This window comes from Kitasatospora sp. NPDC101235, assembly GCF_044767505.1.
Taxonomy (GTDB): Bacteria; Actinomycetota; Actinomycetes; order Streptomycetales; family Streptomycetaceae; genus Kitasatospora.
In genome coordinates, this window is sequence record NZ_JBIWNZ010000001.1 from 484,285 (window position 1) to 500,597 (window position 16,313).

A 16,313-nucleotide genomic window follows, 5' to 3' on the forward strand; every position below is an offset into this window, starting at 1 on the left:
TGGTGCGGCGGCGGGGGTCGCACCGCAGGATTGGAGCCGCTGCCGCCATGCCCGTGCACCGCCGTTCCCAACTGCTCACCCGGGCGCTGGTGCTGACCGCGGCCGCCGCCACCGCGCTGGGCGTGGCCGCCGGAGGCAGCGCCCAGGCCGCCCCCGGCAGCCCGGACCCGTCCGACCGTCAGGACGTCACGGCACAGGTGGAACAGCTGTACGACGAGGCCGAGCAGGCGTCCGAGAAGGCCAACGCGGCGCAGGAGGCCCAGCGGCGGCTCCAGGGCGAGACCACGATCCTCCAGGGCGAGATCGCCGTCGCCCAGAACCAGCTCAACGAGCTGCGCGGCGATCTGGCGACGGTGGCCGGGGCCGAGTACCGCGGCGGCGGGATGACCCAGACCGCCCAGCTGATCCTCTCGCCCGACCCGGAGGGCTACCTGGCCCGCGCCCGCACCCTGGGCCAGGCCGCCGTGCGCCAGCAGGAGACCCTGCACGAGCTGGTCACCCGGCAGCGCCGGCTCGACCAGCGCCGCGCCGAGGCGGCCGGCAAGCTCGCCGAGCTCGACCGGACCCGCCGCTCGCTCGCCGACAGCAAACAGCAGGTCCAGCAGCGGCTGGCCAAGGCGCAGAAGCTGTTGAACGGCCTGGACGCCACCGAGCGGGCCCGGATGACGGCCCAGGACGCCCGGGACGCCGAGCAGCGCGCCACCCGGGGCACCGACCGGCTGGACCTCGGCACCGCCCCGCCCGCCTCCGAGCGCGGGGCCGCCGCGCTGGCGGCCGCGGTGCGGATGATCGGCTCCCCGTACGTCTACGGGGCCACCGGGCCGCACGCGTTCGACTGCTCCGGTCTGATGTACTACAGCTGGCGGCAGGCCGGAGTGACCCTGCCGCGCACCTCGCAGGCCCAGGCGTACGCCGGGCAGCGGATCAGCCTGTCCGAAGCGCGACCGGGAGACCTGGTGATCTTCTACCGGGACATGCACCACGTCGGCATGTACGCCGGTGGTGGCGTGATCGTGCACGCACCCCGCCCGGGCACCAAGGTCCGCTACGAGAGCGTCACCGCCATGCCGGTCTCCGGGGTGGTCCGGCTCTGAGCGCCCTGCCGTCCGGCCCCGCCGGCGCGACCGACCCCGCCGGCCCCGCCGAGATAGCCCGCCCCCGCCCTCGCCCCCGCCGCGTGCTGTCCCGGCGGGGTGCGCTGCTGCTCGCGGCCGGCGGGCTGGCCCAGCTGTCGCTGCCGCCGACCGCCCCGGCGGCACTCCCGGCGCGGTCGGCGGACCGGCACGGCGAGGTGGCCGCCGCGCTCGCGGAGCGGGCGCGCTCGGCGCCGCCGTGGGCCGGGCTGCCGGTGGCCGAGGCGGGGTACCGCAACCTGGTGCTCGCCGCCTCCGGCGGGCCGGAGCGGCTGACCGCCGCCGCCGACCTGGCGGTGCGGATCGCCGGGTACGACGAGTACCCGGTGGTGTACCCGCGCCGGATCGAGCTGGTCCGGGCCGGGGACGGCTGGCGGGTCGAGCGCGAGGAGAGCGCGGGCGGGCCGCCCGCGCCGTGGGACTTCGGGCCGCTCCGGTCGGCGTCGGGCGCATACTGCCTGGTGCTCGGGCCGGCCGCCGGCCCCGACCCGGCCGAGCTGGTCGCGGTGGGGGACCGGGCGGTGCCCGCCGTCACCGAGGTCTGGGGCGGTGCCTGGCCGGGGCAGCTGCTGCTGGAGCGGCCCGCCACCGAAGAGCAGTTCGCCCGGCTGCTGGAGGGCGACCCGGACGGCTGGACGGGCATGGCGGCGGTCACCGTGGCCGCCCCCGGCGCGCCCTGGCACACCCCCGCGGACCGGGTGCTGGTCAACCCGGAGGCGTACGGGCGGCTCAGTGACTTCGGCCGCCAGGTGGTGATCACCCACGAGGCCACCCACGTCGCCACCAGGGCCGACACCCGGGCCTGGACCCCGCTGTGGCTCTCCGAGGGCGTCGCCGACTGGACCGCCTACCGCGACTCGGGCCGCATCCCCCGGCAGATCGCCCCCGAGCTGGCCCGGGACGTCGCCGCGGGGAAGGCGCCGACCGCCCTGCCCGCCGACCGGGACTTCGCCGCCGGGGCCGCCGGCATCGCCCAGGCCTACGAGCAGTCCTGGCTGGCCTGCGAGCTGATCGCCCGCGTCCACGGCCCGCAGCGACTGGTCGCCTTCTACCGGGCGATCGGCGCGGCCGACGGGCAGGGCGAGGACCGGGAGCGCCGGACCGACCGGCTGATGCGCCGTGAGCTGGGCGTCGGCCTGGAGGAGTTCACCCGGCTCTGGCTGGAGCAGGTGACGGCGCTTTGAGGCGTGTCCGATCGGCGGTCCGATCAGCGGCGCTGTTCGGCCGGGGCGCCCGGGTGGTCGATGCCGTCCAGCAGGTCCTGCTCGTAGGCGATGCCCGGCCGCACCGGGTAGCCGACGGCCGGCAGGGCGGCGGGCTCGTGGTCCAGCACCACGGTCGGCGGCAGCGGCGCCTCACCGCGGGTGGAACGCCAGAGCCGGACGCAGGAGAGCAGAGCCGCGGCCAGCAGCAGCAGGTTGCGCACGGCCAGCACGGTGACCGCCGCCGGGTCGCTGGCCAGGACCTGGGTGAACATGGTCGGGAACTCGACCAGGGTCAGCGGGCAGGCGAGCAGGATCAGCACCGCCACCGGCCGCTGGCTGCTGTTGCGCACGGTCAGGCAGACCGCCGCGACGCCGATCAGCCAGACCAGGTACTGCGGGCTGATCACCCGGCTGGTCACCACGAAGATCAGCAGCGCGCACAGCGCCGCGTCGTACATGGTGGCCGCGCTGCGGCGCTTGGAGGTGAAGCGCCACAGCAGCAGCCAGCCGAAGCCCAGCAGGGTGCCGGCCATCATCACCTTGCTGATCACGCTCACCCACGGCCCGAGCATCTCGGGGGAGCCGTAGTTCATGGTGACCTTGCCGTCCCAGGCCCCGGCGATCCGGGCGAAGTGCAGCGGCAGCGCGCCGAGCGACTCGACCTCGATGCCGCGGTCCTTCTGGAAGGCCAGGAAGTCGAAGGCGCCGTTCATCCCGGCCGCCAGCAGGAAGCCGATCGAGACGGCGGTGGACCCGGCCAGCGTCCAGGAACGGCGGGTACGGCGGCCGGAGGGGGTGCCGATCAGGCCGAGCAGCGGCCAGATCTTGACGATGCCGCCCAGGCCCAGCAGCAGCCCGCCGACCGCCGGGCGACGGATCAGCGCCAGCAGGCCGGCCAGGGCGACCGCGGTGACGATGACGTCGAAGCGGTTGTAGATCATCGGGCCGAGCAGCGGGACGCCCACCACCCACAGCCAGGCGCCGGTCAGCGCCCGGCCCCGGCGCAGGCCGGTGCGCACCAGCAGCGCGGCCGCGGCGGCGTCGGCGATCCCGCAGATCACCCAGAACGAGACCAGGTACGACCAGGGCAGCAGGCCCGGCAGCAGGATCACCAGGGCGGCGCCCGGCGGGTACTGCCAGGTCACGTCGTCGAACGGGAAGGTGCCGGTCTGGAGCACGCCGTACCAGGCGTGGTAGATCATCCAGACGTCCGCCGTGACATCGCCGCCGGGCGCCTTCAGCACGCCCGTCGCCAGCAGCACCAGCAGGGCGCGGGTGGCCACCCAGGTGGCTCCGAGCGCGGCGAGCGCCCCGAGCGGGCGGCCGAGGCGGCCGCGCGAAGAACCGGGCTCGGTGGCCGGGGCCAATTCCACTGCGCTCCCTCGTTCGTCTCGGACGTCCCCACCGGAGGCGTCGTATCGACGGACGCCCGGGCCGCCGCATCCGCGGCCTAGGTACTAGGACTGACCCGGGGGTCAAACGGTTGCCGTGCGCGGTTCCGTTCCCGGCGGGTCATGGTGTTGACCTATCGTACGGATCACCCAGCGGTACACCGCGCACACCCCGACCGAGCGAGCCGTGGCCTGATGCACAGAACCTTGATCGTCACCAACGACTTCCCGCCCCGCCCCGGTGGCATCCAGGCCTTCGTGCACAACATGGCCGTCCGTCAGCCCGCTGGCAGCGTCGTGGTGTACGCCTCGACCTGGCGGGACGGCAGCGAGGTGGCCCGCTTCGACGCCGAGCAGCCGTTCCCGGTGATCCGGGACCGGACGAAGGTGATGGTTCCCACACCCCGGGTCACCCGGCGGGCCGCCGAGATCCTGCGCGCGGAGCGGTGCGACTCGGTCTGGTTCGGCGCCGCCGCCCCGCTCGGGCTGATGGCGCCCACGCTGCGCCGGGCCGGGGCCGGGCGGCTGCTCGGCATGACCCACGGGCACGAGGCCGCCTGGGCCCAGCTGCCGGTCTCCCGGCAGCTGCTGCGCCGGATCGGTGCGGGCACCGACGTGCTGACCTACCTGGGCGAGTACACCCGCTCCCGGATCGCCGCCGCGGTCGGGCCGCAGGCCGCGGCCCGGATGGTCCAGCTGCCGCCGGGCGTGGACGAGGCGACCTTCCACCCGGACTCCGGGGGCGCCGAGGTGCGCCGTCGGCTGGGGCTGGCGGACCGGCCGGTGGTGGTCTGCGTCTCCCGGCTGGTGCCGCGCAAGGGCCAGGACACCCTGATCGAGGCGATGCCGCAGATCCTCGCCGACGTGCCGGACGCGGTGCTGCTGATCGTCGGCGGCGGCCCGTACCGGGCGGACCTGGAGAAGCTCGCGGACGCCACGGGCGTACGGGCCTCGGTGCGGTTCACCGGCTCGGTGCCGTGGGAGGAGCTGCCCGCCCACTACGGGGCCGGGGACGTCTTCGCGATGCCGTGCCGCACCCGGCGCGGGGGGCTGGACGTCGAGGGTCTGGGCATCGTCTACCTGGAGGCCTCGGCGACCGGCCTGCCGGTGGTCGCGGGGGACTCCGGCGGGGCGCCGGACGCGGTGCTGGAGGGCGAGACCGGGTACGTGGTGCCCGGCGGCTCGGCCTCGGCGGCGGCCGAGCGGATCGTCCGGCTGCTGCACGACGAGGAGCTGCGGCGGCGGATGGGCGAGGCCGGGCGGCGGTGGGTGGAGCGTTCCTGGCGCTGGGACCTGCTGGCGGGGCGGCTGACCTCGCTGCTGGCCGGGTGACGTGGACGGGCCCGCCTCCTTCCCGGGGAGGCGGGCCCGTCCACGTCACCCGTGGGTCCGGCTACTTCTGGTAGATGGCCTCGACGTCGGCCGCGAAGTCCTTCAGCACGACGTTGCGCTTGAGCTTGAGCGAGGGCGTCAGGTGGCCGCTCTCCTCGGAGAACTCGGTGTCCAGCAGGCGGAACTTCTTGACCGCCTCGGCGTGCGAGACGGCCGCGTTGCCGTCGTCCACCGCGGACTGGAGGGCGGCCAGCAGGTCCGGGTCGGCGGCGAGGTCGGCGACGGTGGCGTCGGCGGGCTTGCCGTTGAGCTCCTTCCACTTCGGGAAGAACTCCGGGTCGACGGTGATCAGGCAGGCGACGAAGGGCTTGCGGTCGCCGACCACCATGACCTCGCCGACCAGGGCGTGCGCCCGGATCCGGTCCTCGATCACGGCCGGGGCGACGTTCTTGCCGCCGGCCGTGACGATGATCTCCTTCTTGCGGCCGGTGATGGTCAGGTAGCCCTCGGAGTCCAGCGAGCCGATGTCGCCGGTGGCGATCCAGCCGTCCTTGAGGGTGTCCGCGGTGGCCTGCGGGTTGTTCCAGTAGCCGGTGAAGACGTGCGGGCCCTTGAAGAAGACCTCGCCGTCCTCGGCGATCCGGACGGAGGCGCCGGGCACCGGCTGGCCGACCGTACCGATCTTCGCCTTGTCGCACGTGTTGAAGGCGGTGGCCGCGCAGGTCTCCGTCAGGCCGTAGCCCTCCAGGACGGTGAAGCCGATGCCCCGGTAGAAGTGGCCCAGGCGCTCGCCGAGCGGGGCGCCGCCGGAGATGGCGTGGGTGGCCCGGCCGCCGAGGGCGGCGCGCAGCTTGCCGTAGACCAGCTTGTCGAAGACCGCGTGCTTGAGCCGCAGCACCAGGCCCGGGCCGCCGGTGTCCAGCGCCCGGCTGTAGGCGATCGCGGTCTCGGCGGCCTTGTCGAAGATCTTGCCCTTGCCGTCGGCCTGGGCCTTGGCGCGGGCGGTGTTGTACACCTTCTCGAAGACTCTGGGCACGCCCAGGATCAGGGTCGGCCTGAAGGCGGCCAGCTCGGCGGTGACGTTCCGGACGTCGGAGACGTGGCCGAGCTTGATCGGGGCCATCGCCGGGGCGATCTCGACGATCCGGGCGAACACGTGGGCCAGCGGCAGGAAGAGCAGGACGGAGCTCTCGCCGAGGCGGAACAGCGGGGCCAGGCGCTCGACGACGTTGCCGCACTCGGCCAGGAAGTTGCCGTGGGTCAGCTGGCAGCCCTTCGGGCGGCCGGTGGTGCCCGAGGTGTAGACGATGGTGGCGACGTCGCCGGGGCCGGCGATCCGGCGGCGCTCCTGGACCGTCGCGTCCGGGACGTCCTGCCCGGCCTCGGCCAGCGCGGCGATCGCCCCGCCCTCGATCTGCCAGGTGTGCTTCAGCTCCGGCAGCCGGTCGCGGACCTCGTCGACCACCTGGACGTGCTGGTCGGTCTCGGTGATCACCGCGACCGCGCCCGAGTCGCCGAGGATCCACTCGACCTGCTCGGCGGAGGAGGTCTCGTACACCGGCACGGTGATCGCACCGGCCGTCCAGATCGCGAAGTCCAGCAGCGTCCACTCGTACCGGGTACGGGACATGATGGCCACCCGGTCGCCCGGTTCGACGCCCGCGGCGATCAGGCCCTTCGCGGTGGCGTGCACCTCGGCCAGGAACTGGACCGAGGTCAACTCCTGCCACTGGCCGTCCACCTTCCGGCTGAGCACGGCGAGGTCCGGGTGCTCCTCGGCGTTCCGGTGTACCGGGTCGGCGAGGTTGCCACCGCTGGGTACCTGGTAGAGGGCCGGAAGGCTGAAGTCGAGCAAGACTGCTCCTCGTTCGCGACGCTGCGGGACGGCAGGACGTTACTGCCCGGTAGGCAGCTTCGACCAGGGGGGTTGGCTCCGGTGTTCGAAGTGTCACACCCGGCCGGGTCCGACCAGGCCGTGACCGGGTCGTTCGAATGGCACCCTATGGCAGCGCACGGCGACCGGCCGGTAACATGCCCGGTCGCCCGCCGCCCGCCGCAGTGCGGCCGCCCGCCGGGTGCGGCCCGCGCCGCCGACCCGCTCGCCGGGCGCGATAGCCTGCTCCGGGCGGACCGGGCCGAGCGCGCCCCGGCCGGACCGGCAGTCAGAGGGACGAGGCGGAGGGCCATTCCATGGCGGAGCACACCAGGTCGAGCATCACCATCGACGCGACCCCGGCCACGGTCATGGCCGTGATCGCCGACTTCGCCGCCTACCCGGCCTGGACCGGGGAGGTCAAGGAGATCGAGGTCCTGGGGACCGGCGAGGACGGCCGCGCCGCCCAGGTCCGGCTGCTGCTCGACGCCGGCGCCATCCGTGACGAGCACGTCCTCGCCTACACCTGGGACGGCGACCGTGAGGTCTCCTGGACCCTCGTACGCAGCCAGATGCTCCGCTCGCTGGACGGCTCCTACACCCTCGCCCCGCTGGCCGGCGGCCGCACCGAGGTGACCTACCAGCTCGCCGTGGACGTCAAGATCCCGATGCTCGGCATGATCAAGCGCAAGGCCGAGAAGGTCATCATCGACCGCGCCCTGGCCGGTCTGAAGAAGCGCGTCGAAGGCTGACTGCACCGAACGGGGGGCCGGACGGCATGACGGCGACACGCACCATCCTGGTCAGCGGCGACGCGGGCGCGCCCACAGTGGCCGCCGCCACCGCCCTGCACGCCGCCCGGCGCGGCCACCGCACCTGGCTGCTGGCCGGCGACGACCCCCACCGCGCCCTGGACTCCGCCCTCGGCACCCGGCTGGAGCCCGAACCGCTGCACTACGCACCGGGCCTGACCGTCTCCCGGATCGACGAGCAGGCCGCGTTCCGCTACGCCGTCGGCGAGCTCACCGGCCGGCTCAAGCCCGCCCTCGACCTGCTCGGCGCCGAACAGCTCGATCCCGAGGAACTCACCGCCCTCCCCGGCATCGCCCGGCTCGCCCTGCTGCGCGCCCTGCCCGCCGCCGACCAGGACATCCTGGTCGTGCTCGCCCCGCCGCCCGCCGAGCTGATCGCCACCCTCGCCCTGCCCGAGCAGCTCGCCCGCTACCTGGGCCGGCTCGTCCCCGAGCAACGGCAGGCCGCCCGGGCGCTGCGCCCGCTGCTGGCCGGGCTGGCCGGCGTCCCGATGCCCGCCGACTGGCTGTACGAGGGGCGCACCAAGGCCGCCGCGGCGCTGGCCGAGTCCCGCGCCGCGATCACCGGCCCCGGCACCAGCGTCCGGCTGGTCGTCCCGGCGGGCGGCCACCCGTACCAGGAGCTGCGCCGGATCCGGGCCGGGCTCGCGCTGCACGGGCACCGGCCGGACGCCGTGGTGGTGCACGGTGCGCTGCCCGACGCCGCCGTCTCCTCGCCCGACCCCTGGCTGGCCGCCCTGGCCCGCCGCCGGCAGGAGGAGCTGACCGGGCTCGCCGCCGAGACCGACGCCCCGGTGCTGGTCACCGACCTGGCCGACGCCACTCTGGAGGCCGTCGCCGACCGGCTCTACGGGGACGGGGACGGGCCCGAGCGGCTCGCCCCCGAGCCCTGGCCGGTCGAGGACCGGCTCGCCGAGGAGGGCCTGCTGGTCTGGCACCTCGACCTGCCCGGCGCCGACCGCTCCGAGCTGGACCTGGTCCGCCGGGGCGACGAACTGGTGGTCGGGCTCGGCACCCACCGCCGGGTGCTCACCCTGCCGTCCGCGCTGCGCCGCTGCACGGTGGCCGGGGCGGGGCTGCACGACGGGGTGCTCTCGGTGCGGTTCGCGCCCGACCCGGCGCTCTGGCCCCGGGGCTGACGGGGGTTCGGCGGGGTTCGGCGCCTTTTCGGGCCGCCCGGCCGGTCGGCCGGTCGGGTAGCGTCGGGCCGGAGGGCCGCGGGGTGCGGCCACGGCTGAGGAGGCGCCCGCGATGACCAGCACCGACGACCGCACCGAGCCCGTCGGCGACCGCGCCGAGTCCGCAGATCGTGCCGAGTCCGGCCGCGCCGGGGCTGACGGTGCCGGGGCTGACGGCGGCCGCACTGCGCCGGGCGGCGGGCAGTCGAACCCGTTCGGGCCGGAGCTGGGCCCGCTGGTGGACGAGGTCCGCCGGTTCGCCGGTGCGCTCGGCGAGAAGGCCCAGGAGGCGAGCGCCACCACCCTGATCACCCTCTCCGGGCTGGCCGACCGGCTGCGCACCCAGCAGCCGGAGGTCTACTCCCACCTCGCGGCGGCCGGTACCGGGCTCGCCGCGGCGGGTGCCGAGCTGCTGGCCGCCTACCGCGCCGCCGTGGTCGGGCAGGAGCGCCGCTGGACCGCCGGACAGGGCGCGCCGACCGAGAAGATCGACCTCGACTCCGACCTCGACTGCGACCTTGACGAGGCTGACAGGCCGTCCGCCAAGCAGTGAAACCGTGACCTTCGGAGGGTGATCGCGCTGCTCTCTTACGTCACGAAGAAGGAAATTAGATACGACTTTTGAAGCGTCTCGGCTCGGTTGTTCCAGAATTGTCTTCGGATAATGTATGCGAGGCTGTGTACGGGGACAGAGTTGGGCGGTAGCGTTCCGTCCAGCGGGAACGAGTGAATAGCTGAGGGACACATGGCTCTGACCATCGGCGTCGATGTCGGCGGGACCAAGATCGCGGCAGGCGTGGTCGACGAGGCGGGCACGATCCTGGCCCGGACCAGGGTGCCCACCCCGGCCGACCCGCAGTGGGCGGTCGACGCCATCGCGCAGGCCGTGCGCGAGCTCAAGGAGGAGCACCCCGGCGTCACGGCGGTGGGCGTCGGCGCCCCCGGCTTCGTGGACAGCAACCGCTCCACGGTGATCTTCGCCCCCAACATCGACTGGGAGAACGAGCCGCTGCGCGGGCGGATCGAGGAGCTCACCGGCCTGTCCACCGTCGTCGAGAACGACGCCAACTGCGCCGCCTGGGCCGAGTTCCGCTTCGGTGCGGCCGCCGACCACCAGGACATGGTGCTGATCACCGTCGGCACCGGCATCGGCGGCGGCATCGTCCTGGACGGCCGGCTGCACCGCGGCCGCTTCGGCGTGGCCGGCGAGATCGGCCACCTCAACATGGTCCCCGACGGCCTGCCCTGCGGCTGCGGCGGCAAGGGCTGCTGGGAGCAGTACGGCTCCGGTCGTGCGCTGCGCCGCTACGGCCGGGAGAACGCCGCGGCCGACCCGCAGCGCGGCCGCCGGATGCTGGAGCTCAACGACGGCGTGGCCGAGACCATCCGCGGCATCCACATCACCCAGGCCGCCGAGGAGGGCGACCCGCTCGCCCTGGAGTGCTACGCCGAGCTGTCCGACTGGCTGGGCCGCGGCATGGCCGACCTCGCCGCGCTGTTCGACCCGGGCGTCTTCGTGCTCGGCGGCGGCGTCTCCGACTCCGGCCGGCTGCTGCTCGACCCGGTCGCCAAGGCCTTCGAGCACTACCTGACCGGCGGGGTGCACCGCCCGCGCGCCGAGGTCGTCCTGGCCTCGATGGGCTCCGCCGCCGGCATCGTCGGCGCGGCGGACCTCGCCCGCACCGCCTGACACCCCTTCGAGCCCGCCGGCGGGGGGGGGGGGGGGGGGCCCCCCCCCGCCCCCCCCCCCCCCCCCCCCCCCCCCCCCCCGGCGGGCGCCGCCCCCCCCCCCCCCCCCGCCCCCCCCCGGGGGGGGGGGGCCCCCGCCCCCCCCCCCCCCCCCCCCCCCCCCCCCGCCGTCGCACGTCCCGGTTCGGCCGCGTACGGTCGGATCGATCCGGTGACCGCCCAGGGGAGGACCATGAGTGCCGCGAGCGAGACCGAAACCGCCGCGAACGTCGAACCGCTGCCACCGCCGGGCCCGGGCCGGCTGCGCCTGCTCAGCTACAACATCCGCTCGCTGCGCGACGACCGGCGGGCGCTGGCCCGAGTGATCCGGGCCTGCGATCCGGACCTGGTCTGCATCCAGGAGTCCCCGCGCTACTGGCGGCCCGAGGGCCAGGCCGCCTGGCTGGCCCGGAGCACCGGGACGGCCGTGCTGGCCGGCGGCGGCCGCACCGCCGCCGGTCCGCTGCTGCTCGGCCGGCCCGGCGCGGTGCAACGGCTGGGGGTGCACGACCGGCTGCTGCCCAAGACCCGCGGCCTGCACGCCCGGGGCTTCGCCAGTGCGCTCCTTCGGCTGCCCGGCACGGCGCCGTTCACCGTCACCAGCTGCCACCTCAGCCTGGACCAGGAGGAGCGGTACGGGCAGTTCGAGCTGTTGCTCGACCAGCTCAAGATCGCCGAGCTCGGGGTCGTGGCCGGGGACTTCAACGAGCACCCGGACGGGCCGGGCCGGCGGCTGCTGGCCTCCCGGCTCCAGGACGGGTACCCGACCGCGCCCTGGGGAGGCGAGTTCACCTCCGTGCCGGAGCGCCCCTACCAGCGGATCGACGCCGTCTTCGCCACGCCCGGGATCACCGTCCTCGGCTGCGGGGTGCCGCACGGGCTCCCCGGCGTCACCGAGGCCGACCTGCGGGCCGCGACCGACCACCTGCCGGTGCTCGCCGTCCTCGAACTGCCGAGCAGTCAGCCGAGCGGTCAGCCGGGTGGCCGGCCGAGGGGTTAGACGACGGCGCCGTGGTCCGGGTCCTCCGGCTCGTCCTCGTCGCGGTCCTTCATCCGCGCGACCAGGGTGACGAAGCCGCCGAGGAAGGCGGTGATGCCGACCCAGGCGGGCCAGCCGGAGATCTCCCGCCAGACCACCGCGTCGACCAGCAGCAGGGCCGGGCCGCCGAGCACCGCCAGCCAGGCGAACTTGGCGGTCACGTCGGCGGCCGGAAGGGGCGGGGGCTCTGGCGGGACGTAGTGGCCCTCGTCGGTCTCCTCGGCCAGCTCGAAGTCGCGCGGGCCCGCGCCGCCCGCCGGCATCACCGGCCGGCCGGAGCGGGGACGGGGCTTCGGGGCGAGGTCGGAGAGGTCGTCCTGCTCGCCACGGCCGCCGCTGCCGTCCTTGTAGCCGCCCTTGAGCTCGTTCTGCGCCCGGAGGTTCTCGACCTCCGGCCAGTTCGGGTTGTTGAGGTCGACCGGGTCGTCGAACTGGGCCACCAGGGCGGCGAAGATCTCGTCCTGCTCGGCCTGGCTGCGCTCGGGCGCGCGGCGCGGACGGCGTTCGGCCGGGGCCTGCGGCCCGGTGGCGTCCCCGGTGGCGTCCTTGACGGGCGGGGGCGTCGCGGCGCCGTCCGTGCCGGTACGGTCCGTCGGCGTACCGCCCGGGGCAGCGGCGTTCGTCCCGCCGTCCTTGGTCGCGCCGTCCTCGCGGGGAGTCTCGTCCCCGCCGCCCGCCGTGCTGCTCTCGTGCACTTCCGGCCCTTCAGCCATGGTGATCGTCGGATTCGACCCGGGTGACGCCCGCCACGTGCGCGGGAGCCAGCCGTCGGATGAAGTCCTGGGAGGCCGCGAATATTTCCGCCGCGTCGTGGTCCAGCGTCGCGACGTGGAAGCTGCGCTGGCACAGCCGCTCCGTCACGTCCGTCGAGGATATCCGGGCCAGTACCAGTTCCGAGTTGGCCGGCGAGACGACGTGGTCCTGCGGGCTGTGGAAGAGCAGCACCGGCTGGGTCACCTCCGGCAGCAGCCGCTGGACCTCCCGCCACAGCCGGCTCAGCGACCAGGCGGCGTGCAGCGGGGTGCGGTCGTAGCCGACCTCGGTCGCACCGGCCCGGGCGATGTCGTCGGCGACTCCGGGCGCGCTGGGGAGCAGGTGGCGCAGCACCGGCAGCAGCACACTCGCGGGGGTGTCCGAGCGCACCGACGGGTTGACCAGCACGAGGCCGGAGACCGTCGGCCCGTGCAGCGCCGCGAGCCGCAGCGCCAGCGCGCCGCCCATCGACAGCGCGCAGACGAAGACCTGCTCGCACTCCTCGGCGAGCGTCAGCAGCTCGCGCTCGACCTCGGCGTACCAGTCCTCCCAGCGGGTGAGCTGCATGTCCTGCCAACGGGTGCCGTGTCCGGGCAGCAGCGGCAGCGAGACGGTGAACCCGGCCGCCGCCAGGTCCTCGGCCCACGGCCGCAGCGACTGCGGCGACCCGGTGAAGCCGTGGCAGAGCAGCACCCCCACCGGTCCGCCATGGTGGCGGTACGGCTCGGCACCGGGCAGCAACGGCATGGCGGACTCCTTCGCGGGCGGGTGGCGCTGGGGGAGGAACGCGGGAGGGGTGCTGCGAAACCGCATCGTCCCACGCTCCGCGCCGGGTCGTACACCCCCTACGAGCGGCCGGGCGCGGCCCCTACGGCGGGGCCGGGCACACCGGACGGCCGCGGGGCATTAGGATCGACCGGTCCGCATAACAGGAGGCCCGGGTTGTTCTACCGACTGATGAAGATGATCGTCGCGCCACTGCTTCGGATCTTCTTCCGGCCGTGGATCGAGGGCGAGGAGAACATCCCCGCCGAGGGTGCAGCGATCATCGCGAGCAACCACCTGTCCTTCTCGGACTCGTTCTTCTTCCCCGCGCTGATCAAGCGCCGGGTCACCTTCATCGCGAAGGCCGAGTACTTCAACACCCCGGGCCTCAAGGGCCGGCTGACCGCCGCGTTCTTCAAGGGCGTCGGCCAGCTGCCGGTGGACCGCTCGGGCGTGCGCGGCGCCGGCGAGGCCGCGATCCGCAGCGCCATCGCGGTGCTGGAACGAGGCGAGCTGTTCGGCGTCTACCCGGAGGGCACCCGTTCGCCCGACGGCAAGCTGTACCGCGGCAAGGTCGGCGGCCTGGCCCGCGTCGCGCTGGCCACCGGCGCCCCGGTGATCCCGGTCGCCATGATCGACACCGAGAAGGTGCAGCCGCCCGGCCAGGTGATCCCCAGCTTCGGTATCCGCCCCGGCATCCGGATCGGCCGCCCGCTGGACTTCTCCCGCTACCACGGCATGGAGAACGACCGCTTCATCCTCCGTTCGGTGACGGACGAGGTGATGTACGAGATCATGCGGCTCTCCGGCCAGGAGTACGTGGACATCTACGCGACCGCCGCCAAGCGGCAGATCACCGAGGACAAGAAGAAGGCCGACGCCGAGCGCCGGGCCGCGGCCAAGGCGGAGAAGGCGGAGGCCGCCGAGGCCGAGAAGGCGGAGAAGGCAGCCGAGGCGGAGAAGTCCGCCGAGCCGGGCACCTCGGAGAAGCCGGAGTAGACGTCCGGGCGGCCGCACGGCCGGCCCGGACGGGCCCAGGGGAGGGGCGGGGCGGATGACGGACGACGGCGGCAGAGCCGGCGCGGTCGGTGGCACGGTGGCGGCCGGCGGCATGTCCGTCGAGCTCCCGCTGTGGAAGGCGATCTCCTACTTCCGGGTGATGGCCCTGTGCTACGCCCTGCTGCGGTACTTCAACTCGTACCTGCACTTCCTGCACCCGGTGGCCGGCTGGATCTTCCTGGGCGCGCTGACCCTGTGGACCCTGGCCAGCACCCGGGCCTTCGCCAATCCGCAGCGCTGCACCTGGTACGTCCTGGGCACCGACCTCACCCTCGCCGTCACCGGCATCGTGATGAGCGGCCTGACCGACTCCCCGGCCCGGATCAGCCACGGTGCGCCCACCCTGCCGACCATCTGGGCGGCCGGCACGGTGCTCGGCTTCGCCGCGAAGGGCGGCTGGCGCCCGGCGGCGGCCTCGGGCTCGGTGATCGGCGTCGCCAACATCCTCGGCCACGGCGGGCCGACCGGCGACAACGTCCACAACATCGTGCTGCTGATGATGGCCGGCTGCGCGATCGGCTACGTGATCGAGCTGGCCCGGGCCAGCGAGGCCACCCTCACCCGGGCGCTCCAGGTCGAGGCGGCCACCCGGGAGCGCGAGCGGCTCTCCCGGGACATCCACGACGGCGTGCTCCAGGTGCTCGCCCTGGTCCAGCGGCGCGGTGCGGAACTGAGCGAGGGGACGGGCTCCGGCGTGGACTTCGCGGAGCTCGGCCGGCTGGCCGGCGAACAGGAGCGCGCGCTGCGGGCCCTGATGACGGGCGGTCCGCTGCCGGCCCAGCGCGCGCCGCGGTCCGGCGCCGCCGAGCCGCCGGACCCGGACGCGCCGCACGACCTCACCGCGCTGTTGCGCCCGTACGCGGACGAGCGGATCACGCTCTCCGCGCCCGGCACCGCGGTGCTGCTGCCCGGCCCGGCGGCGGGCGAGCTCGCGGCGGCGGTCGGCGCCGCCGTCGACAACGTGCGCAAGCACGCGGGGGAGCGGGCCCGGGCCTGGATCCTGGTCGAGGACGAGCCGGAGGCGGTCACGGTCAGCATCCGCGACGACGGCCCCGGCTTCGCCCCCGGCCGGCTCGGCGAGGCGGAGCAGGCCGGCCGGCTCGGCGTCTCCCAGTCCATCCGCGGCCGGCTGCTGGACCTCGGCGGCACGGCCGAGCTGTACTCGGTGCCCGGGGAGGGCGTCGAGGTCGAACTGCGCGTCCCGAGGGAGGGCTCTTGATGACCGATCAGCCGACCACCGACCGGCCGGTGCGGGTGATGGTGGTGGACGACCACCCGATGTGGCGGGACGCCGTCTCGCGTGACCTCGCCGAGGCCGGGCTGGACGTGGTGGCCACCGCGGGCGACGGCGAGGAGGCCGTCCGCAGGGCCCGCGCCTGCACGCCGCAGGTGGTCGTGCTGGACCTCAACCTGCCCGGTCTGCCCGGCGCCGAGGTGTGCCGCCAGGTGGTCGCGCACGACCCGGCGGTACGGGTGCTGGTGCTGTCGGCCAGCGGCGAGCACCAGGACGTGCTGGAGGCGGTGAAGTCCGGCGCGACCGGCTACCTGGTGAAGTCGGCCGGGCGGGAGGAGCTGCTGGACGCGGTGCGTCGTACGGCCGTCGGCGACGCGGTGTTCACCCCGGGCCTGGCCGGCCTGGTGCTCGGCGAGTTCCGCCGCCTGGCCGCCGAGCCGGCCCCGGCCTCGGCGCCGGCCGCCCCGCAGCTGACGGCCCGGGAGACCGAGGTGCTGCGGCTGGTGGCCAAGGGGTTGTCCTACCGTCAGATCGCCGACCGGTTGGTGCTGTCGCACCGGACGGTGCAGAACCACGTGCAGAACACGCTCGGGAAGCTGCAGCTGCACAACCGGGTGGAGCTGGTCCGGTACGCGATCGAGCAGGGCCTGGACGACGGGATCTGAGCGCCCTTTGGCCCTGCCCCACGGCGCGGGCCCCGGCGGGGGACCACCCCCCCGGGCCCCCCCCGGGGGGCCGCGCCGGGGGGCCCGCGCCCCGCGCCGCCGGCCCGCCCCCCAGCCGGCCCCCGCGCCGGGGTGCCCCCACCCCG

General features: G+C 74.8%; 15 protein-coding genes. 11 read left to right on the forward strand and 4 right to left on the reverse strand.

The genetic code is table 11. The annotated features are described in order from the left end of the window. Positions 1–47: 47 nt before the first annotated feature. A complete protein-coding gene (locus tag ACIRRH_RS02290; RefSeq protein ID WP_403060464.1) occupies positions 48–1,094 on the forward strand; it encodes an NlpC/P60 family protein in 1,047 nt (348 codons plus the stop codon). 83 nt (positions 1,095–1,177) lie between these two features. Next, a complete protein-coding gene (locus ACIRRH_RS02295) occupies positions 1,178–2,317 on the forward strand; it encodes a hypothetical protein (protein ID WP_403060467.1) in 1,140 nt (379 codons plus the stop codon). A gap of 23 nt (positions 2,318–2,340) precedes the next feature. On the opposite strand, the gene ACIRRH_RS02300 is transcribed toward ACIRRH_RS02295, so the two are convergent. Then, on the reverse strand, positions 2,341–3,711 hold the full coding sequence (locus ACIRRH_RS02300; RefSeq protein ID WP_403060470.1) for a glycosyltransferase 87 family protein: 1,371 nt from the start codon (positions 3,709–3,711) through the stop codon (positions 2,341–2,343). Between the two features lie 213 nt (positions 3,712–3,924). Between ACIRRH_RS02300 and ACIRRH_RS02305 the strand changes: the two genes are divergently transcribed. Beyond that, positions 3,925–5,061: a glycosyltransferase family 4 protein gene (locus ACIRRH_RS02305; protein WP_403060473.1), complete on the forward strand. Its 1,137-nt coding sequence runs from the start codon at positions 3,925–3,927 to the stop codon at positions 5,059–5,061. 61 nt (positions 5,062–5,122) lie between these two features. Here ACIRRH_RS02305 and ACIRRH_RS02310 read toward each other — a convergent pair whose 3' ends face one another. Continuing rightward, the gene (locus ACIRRH_RS02310; RefSeq protein ID WP_403060476.1) at positions 5,123–6,916 is read right to left on the reverse strand and encodes an AMP-dependent synthetase/ligase; all 1,794 of its coding nucleotides are present in this window, start codon (positions 6,914–6,916) and stop codon (positions 5,123–5,125) included. A 335-nt stretch (positions 6,917–7,251) separates the two neighbouring features. On the opposite strand from ACIRRH_RS02310, the gene ACIRRH_RS02315 reads away from it, so the two are divergent. The 5 genes from ACIRRH_RS02315 to ACIRRH_RS02335 all read left to right on the forward strand — a co-directional run bounded on the left by ACIRRH_RS02315 (position 7,252) and on the right by ACIRRH_RS02335 (position 11,652). Continuing rightward, complete coding sequence (locus tag ACIRRH_RS02315; protein ID WP_403060479.1) at positions 7,252–7,686, forward strand: SRPBCC family protein; 435 nt, start codon at positions 7,252–7,254, stop codon at positions 7,684–7,686. Positions 7,687–7,712: 26 nt separating this feature from the next. Then, positions 7,713–8,885 (forward strand): ArsA-related P-loop ATPase, encoded by a 1,173-nt coding sequence (locus tag ACIRRH_RS02320; RefSeq protein ID WP_403060482.1) that lies wholly within the window; start codon positions 7,713–7,715, stop codon positions 8,883–8,885. A 112-nt stretch (positions 8,886–8,997) separates the two neighbouring features. Further along, entirely contained in the window at positions 8,998–9,477 is a 480-nt protein-coding gene (locus ACIRRH_RS02325) for a DUF5304 family protein (RefSeq protein WP_403060485.1), read from the forward strand. A gap of 192 nt (positions 9,478–9,669) precedes the next feature. Then, positions 9,670–10,614, forward strand: a complete 945-nt coding sequence (locus tag ACIRRH_RS02330) for an ROK family glucokinase (protein WP_224284718.1) — start codon at positions 9,670–9,672, stop codon at positions 10,612–10,614. Positions 10,615–10,845: 231 nt separating this feature from the next. Further along, entirely contained in the window at positions 10,846–11,652 is an 807-nt protein-coding gene (locus tag ACIRRH_RS02335; RefSeq protein ID WP_403060489.1) for an endonuclease/exonuclease/phosphatase family protein, read from the forward strand. On the opposite strand, the gene ACIRRH_RS02340 is transcribed toward ACIRRH_RS02335, so the two are convergent. Both ACIRRH_RS02340 and ACIRRH_RS02345 read right to left on the reverse strand, forming a co-directional pair. After that, positions 11,649–12,386: a hypothetical protein gene (locus tag ACIRRH_RS02340; protein ID WP_403060492.1), complete on the reverse strand. Its 738-nt coding sequence runs from the start codon at positions 12,384–12,386 to the stop codon at positions 11,649–11,651. The genes ACIRRH_RS02335 and ACIRRH_RS02340 overlap by 4 nt on opposite strands. A 10-nt stretch (positions 12,387–12,396) precedes the next feature. Then, positions 12,397–13,191: an alpha/beta hydrolase gene (locus ACIRRH_RS02345; protein WP_403060495.1), complete on the reverse strand. Its 795-nt coding sequence runs from the start codon at positions 13,189–13,191 to the stop codon at positions 12,397–12,399. Between the two features lie 195 nt (positions 13,192–13,386). Between ACIRRH_RS02345 and ACIRRH_RS02350 the strand changes: the two genes are divergently transcribed. Genes ACIRRH_RS02350 through ACIRRH_RS02360 form a run of 3 tightly spaced genes read left to right on the forward strand, consistent with a single transcriptional unit; the run spans position 13,387 to position 16,167 of the window. Further along, on the forward strand, positions 13,387–14,208 hold the full coding sequence (locus tag ACIRRH_RS02350; protein WP_403060498.1) for a lysophospholipid acyltransferase family protein: 822 nt from the start codon (positions 13,387–13,389) through the stop codon (positions 14,206–14,208). A 55-nt stretch (positions 14,209–14,263) separates the two neighbouring features. Next, positions 14,264–15,487 (forward strand): MacS family sensor histidine kinase, encoded by a 1,224-nt coding sequence (macS, locus tag ACIRRH_RS02355; RefSeq protein ID WP_403060501.1) that lies wholly within the window; start codon positions 14,264–14,266, stop codon positions 15,485–15,487. Beyond that, complete coding sequence (locus ACIRRH_RS02360) at positions 15,487–16,167, forward strand: response regulator (RefSeq protein ID WP_403060504.1); 681 nt, start codon at positions 15,487–15,489, stop codon at positions 16,165–16,167. Before macS ends, ACIRRH_RS02360 begins: the two co-directional genes overlap by 1 nt. Positions 16,168–16,313: the final 146 nt, after the last annotated feature.

What these genes read in the sequence shown, in the direction of transcription:
- ACIRRH_RS02290 (WP_403060464.1), top strand. Translation starts at nt 48, where the DNA reads ATGCCCGTGCACCGCCGTTCCCAACTGCTCACCCGGGCGCTGGTGCTG.
- ACIRRH_RS02305 (WP_403060473.1), top strand. Translation starts at nt 3,925, where the DNA reads ATGCACAGAACCTTGATCGTCACCAACGACTTCCCGCCCCGCCCCGGT.
- ACIRRH_RS02315 (WP_403060479.1), top strand. Translation starts at nt 7,252, where the DNA reads ATGGCGGAGCACACCAGGTCGAGCATCACCATCGACGCGACCCCGGCC.
- ACIRRH_RS02320 (WP_403060482.1), top strand. Translation starts at nt 7,713, where the DNA reads ATGACGGCGACACGCACCATCCTGGTCAGCGGCGACGCGGGCGCGCCC.
- ACIRRH_RS02325 (WP_403060485.1), top strand. Translation starts at nt 8,998, where the DNA reads ATGACCAGCACCGACGACCGCACCGAGCCCGTCGGCGACCGCGCCGAG.
- ACIRRH_RS02330 (WP_224284718.1), top strand. Translation starts at nt 9,670, where the DNA reads ATGGCTCTGACCATCGGCGTCGATGTCGGCGGGACCAAGATCGCGGCA.
- ACIRRH_RS02335 (WP_403060489.1), top strand. Translation starts at nt 10,846, where the DNA reads ATGAGTGCCGCGAGCGAGACCGAAACCGCCGCGAACGTCGAACCGCTG.
- ACIRRH_RS02345 (WP_403060495.1), bottom strand. Translation starts at nt 13,191, where the DNA reads ATGCCGTTGCTGCCCGGTGCCGAGCCGTACCGCCACCATGGCGGACCG.
- macS (WP_403060501.1), top strand. Translation starts at nt 14,264, where the DNA reads ATGACGGACGACGGCGGCAGAGCCGGCGCGGTCGGTGGCACGGTGGCG.
- ACIRRH_RS02360 (WP_403060504.1), top strand. Translation starts at nt 15,487, where the DNA reads ATGACCGATCAGCCGACCACCGACCGGCCGGTGCGGGTGATGGTGGTG.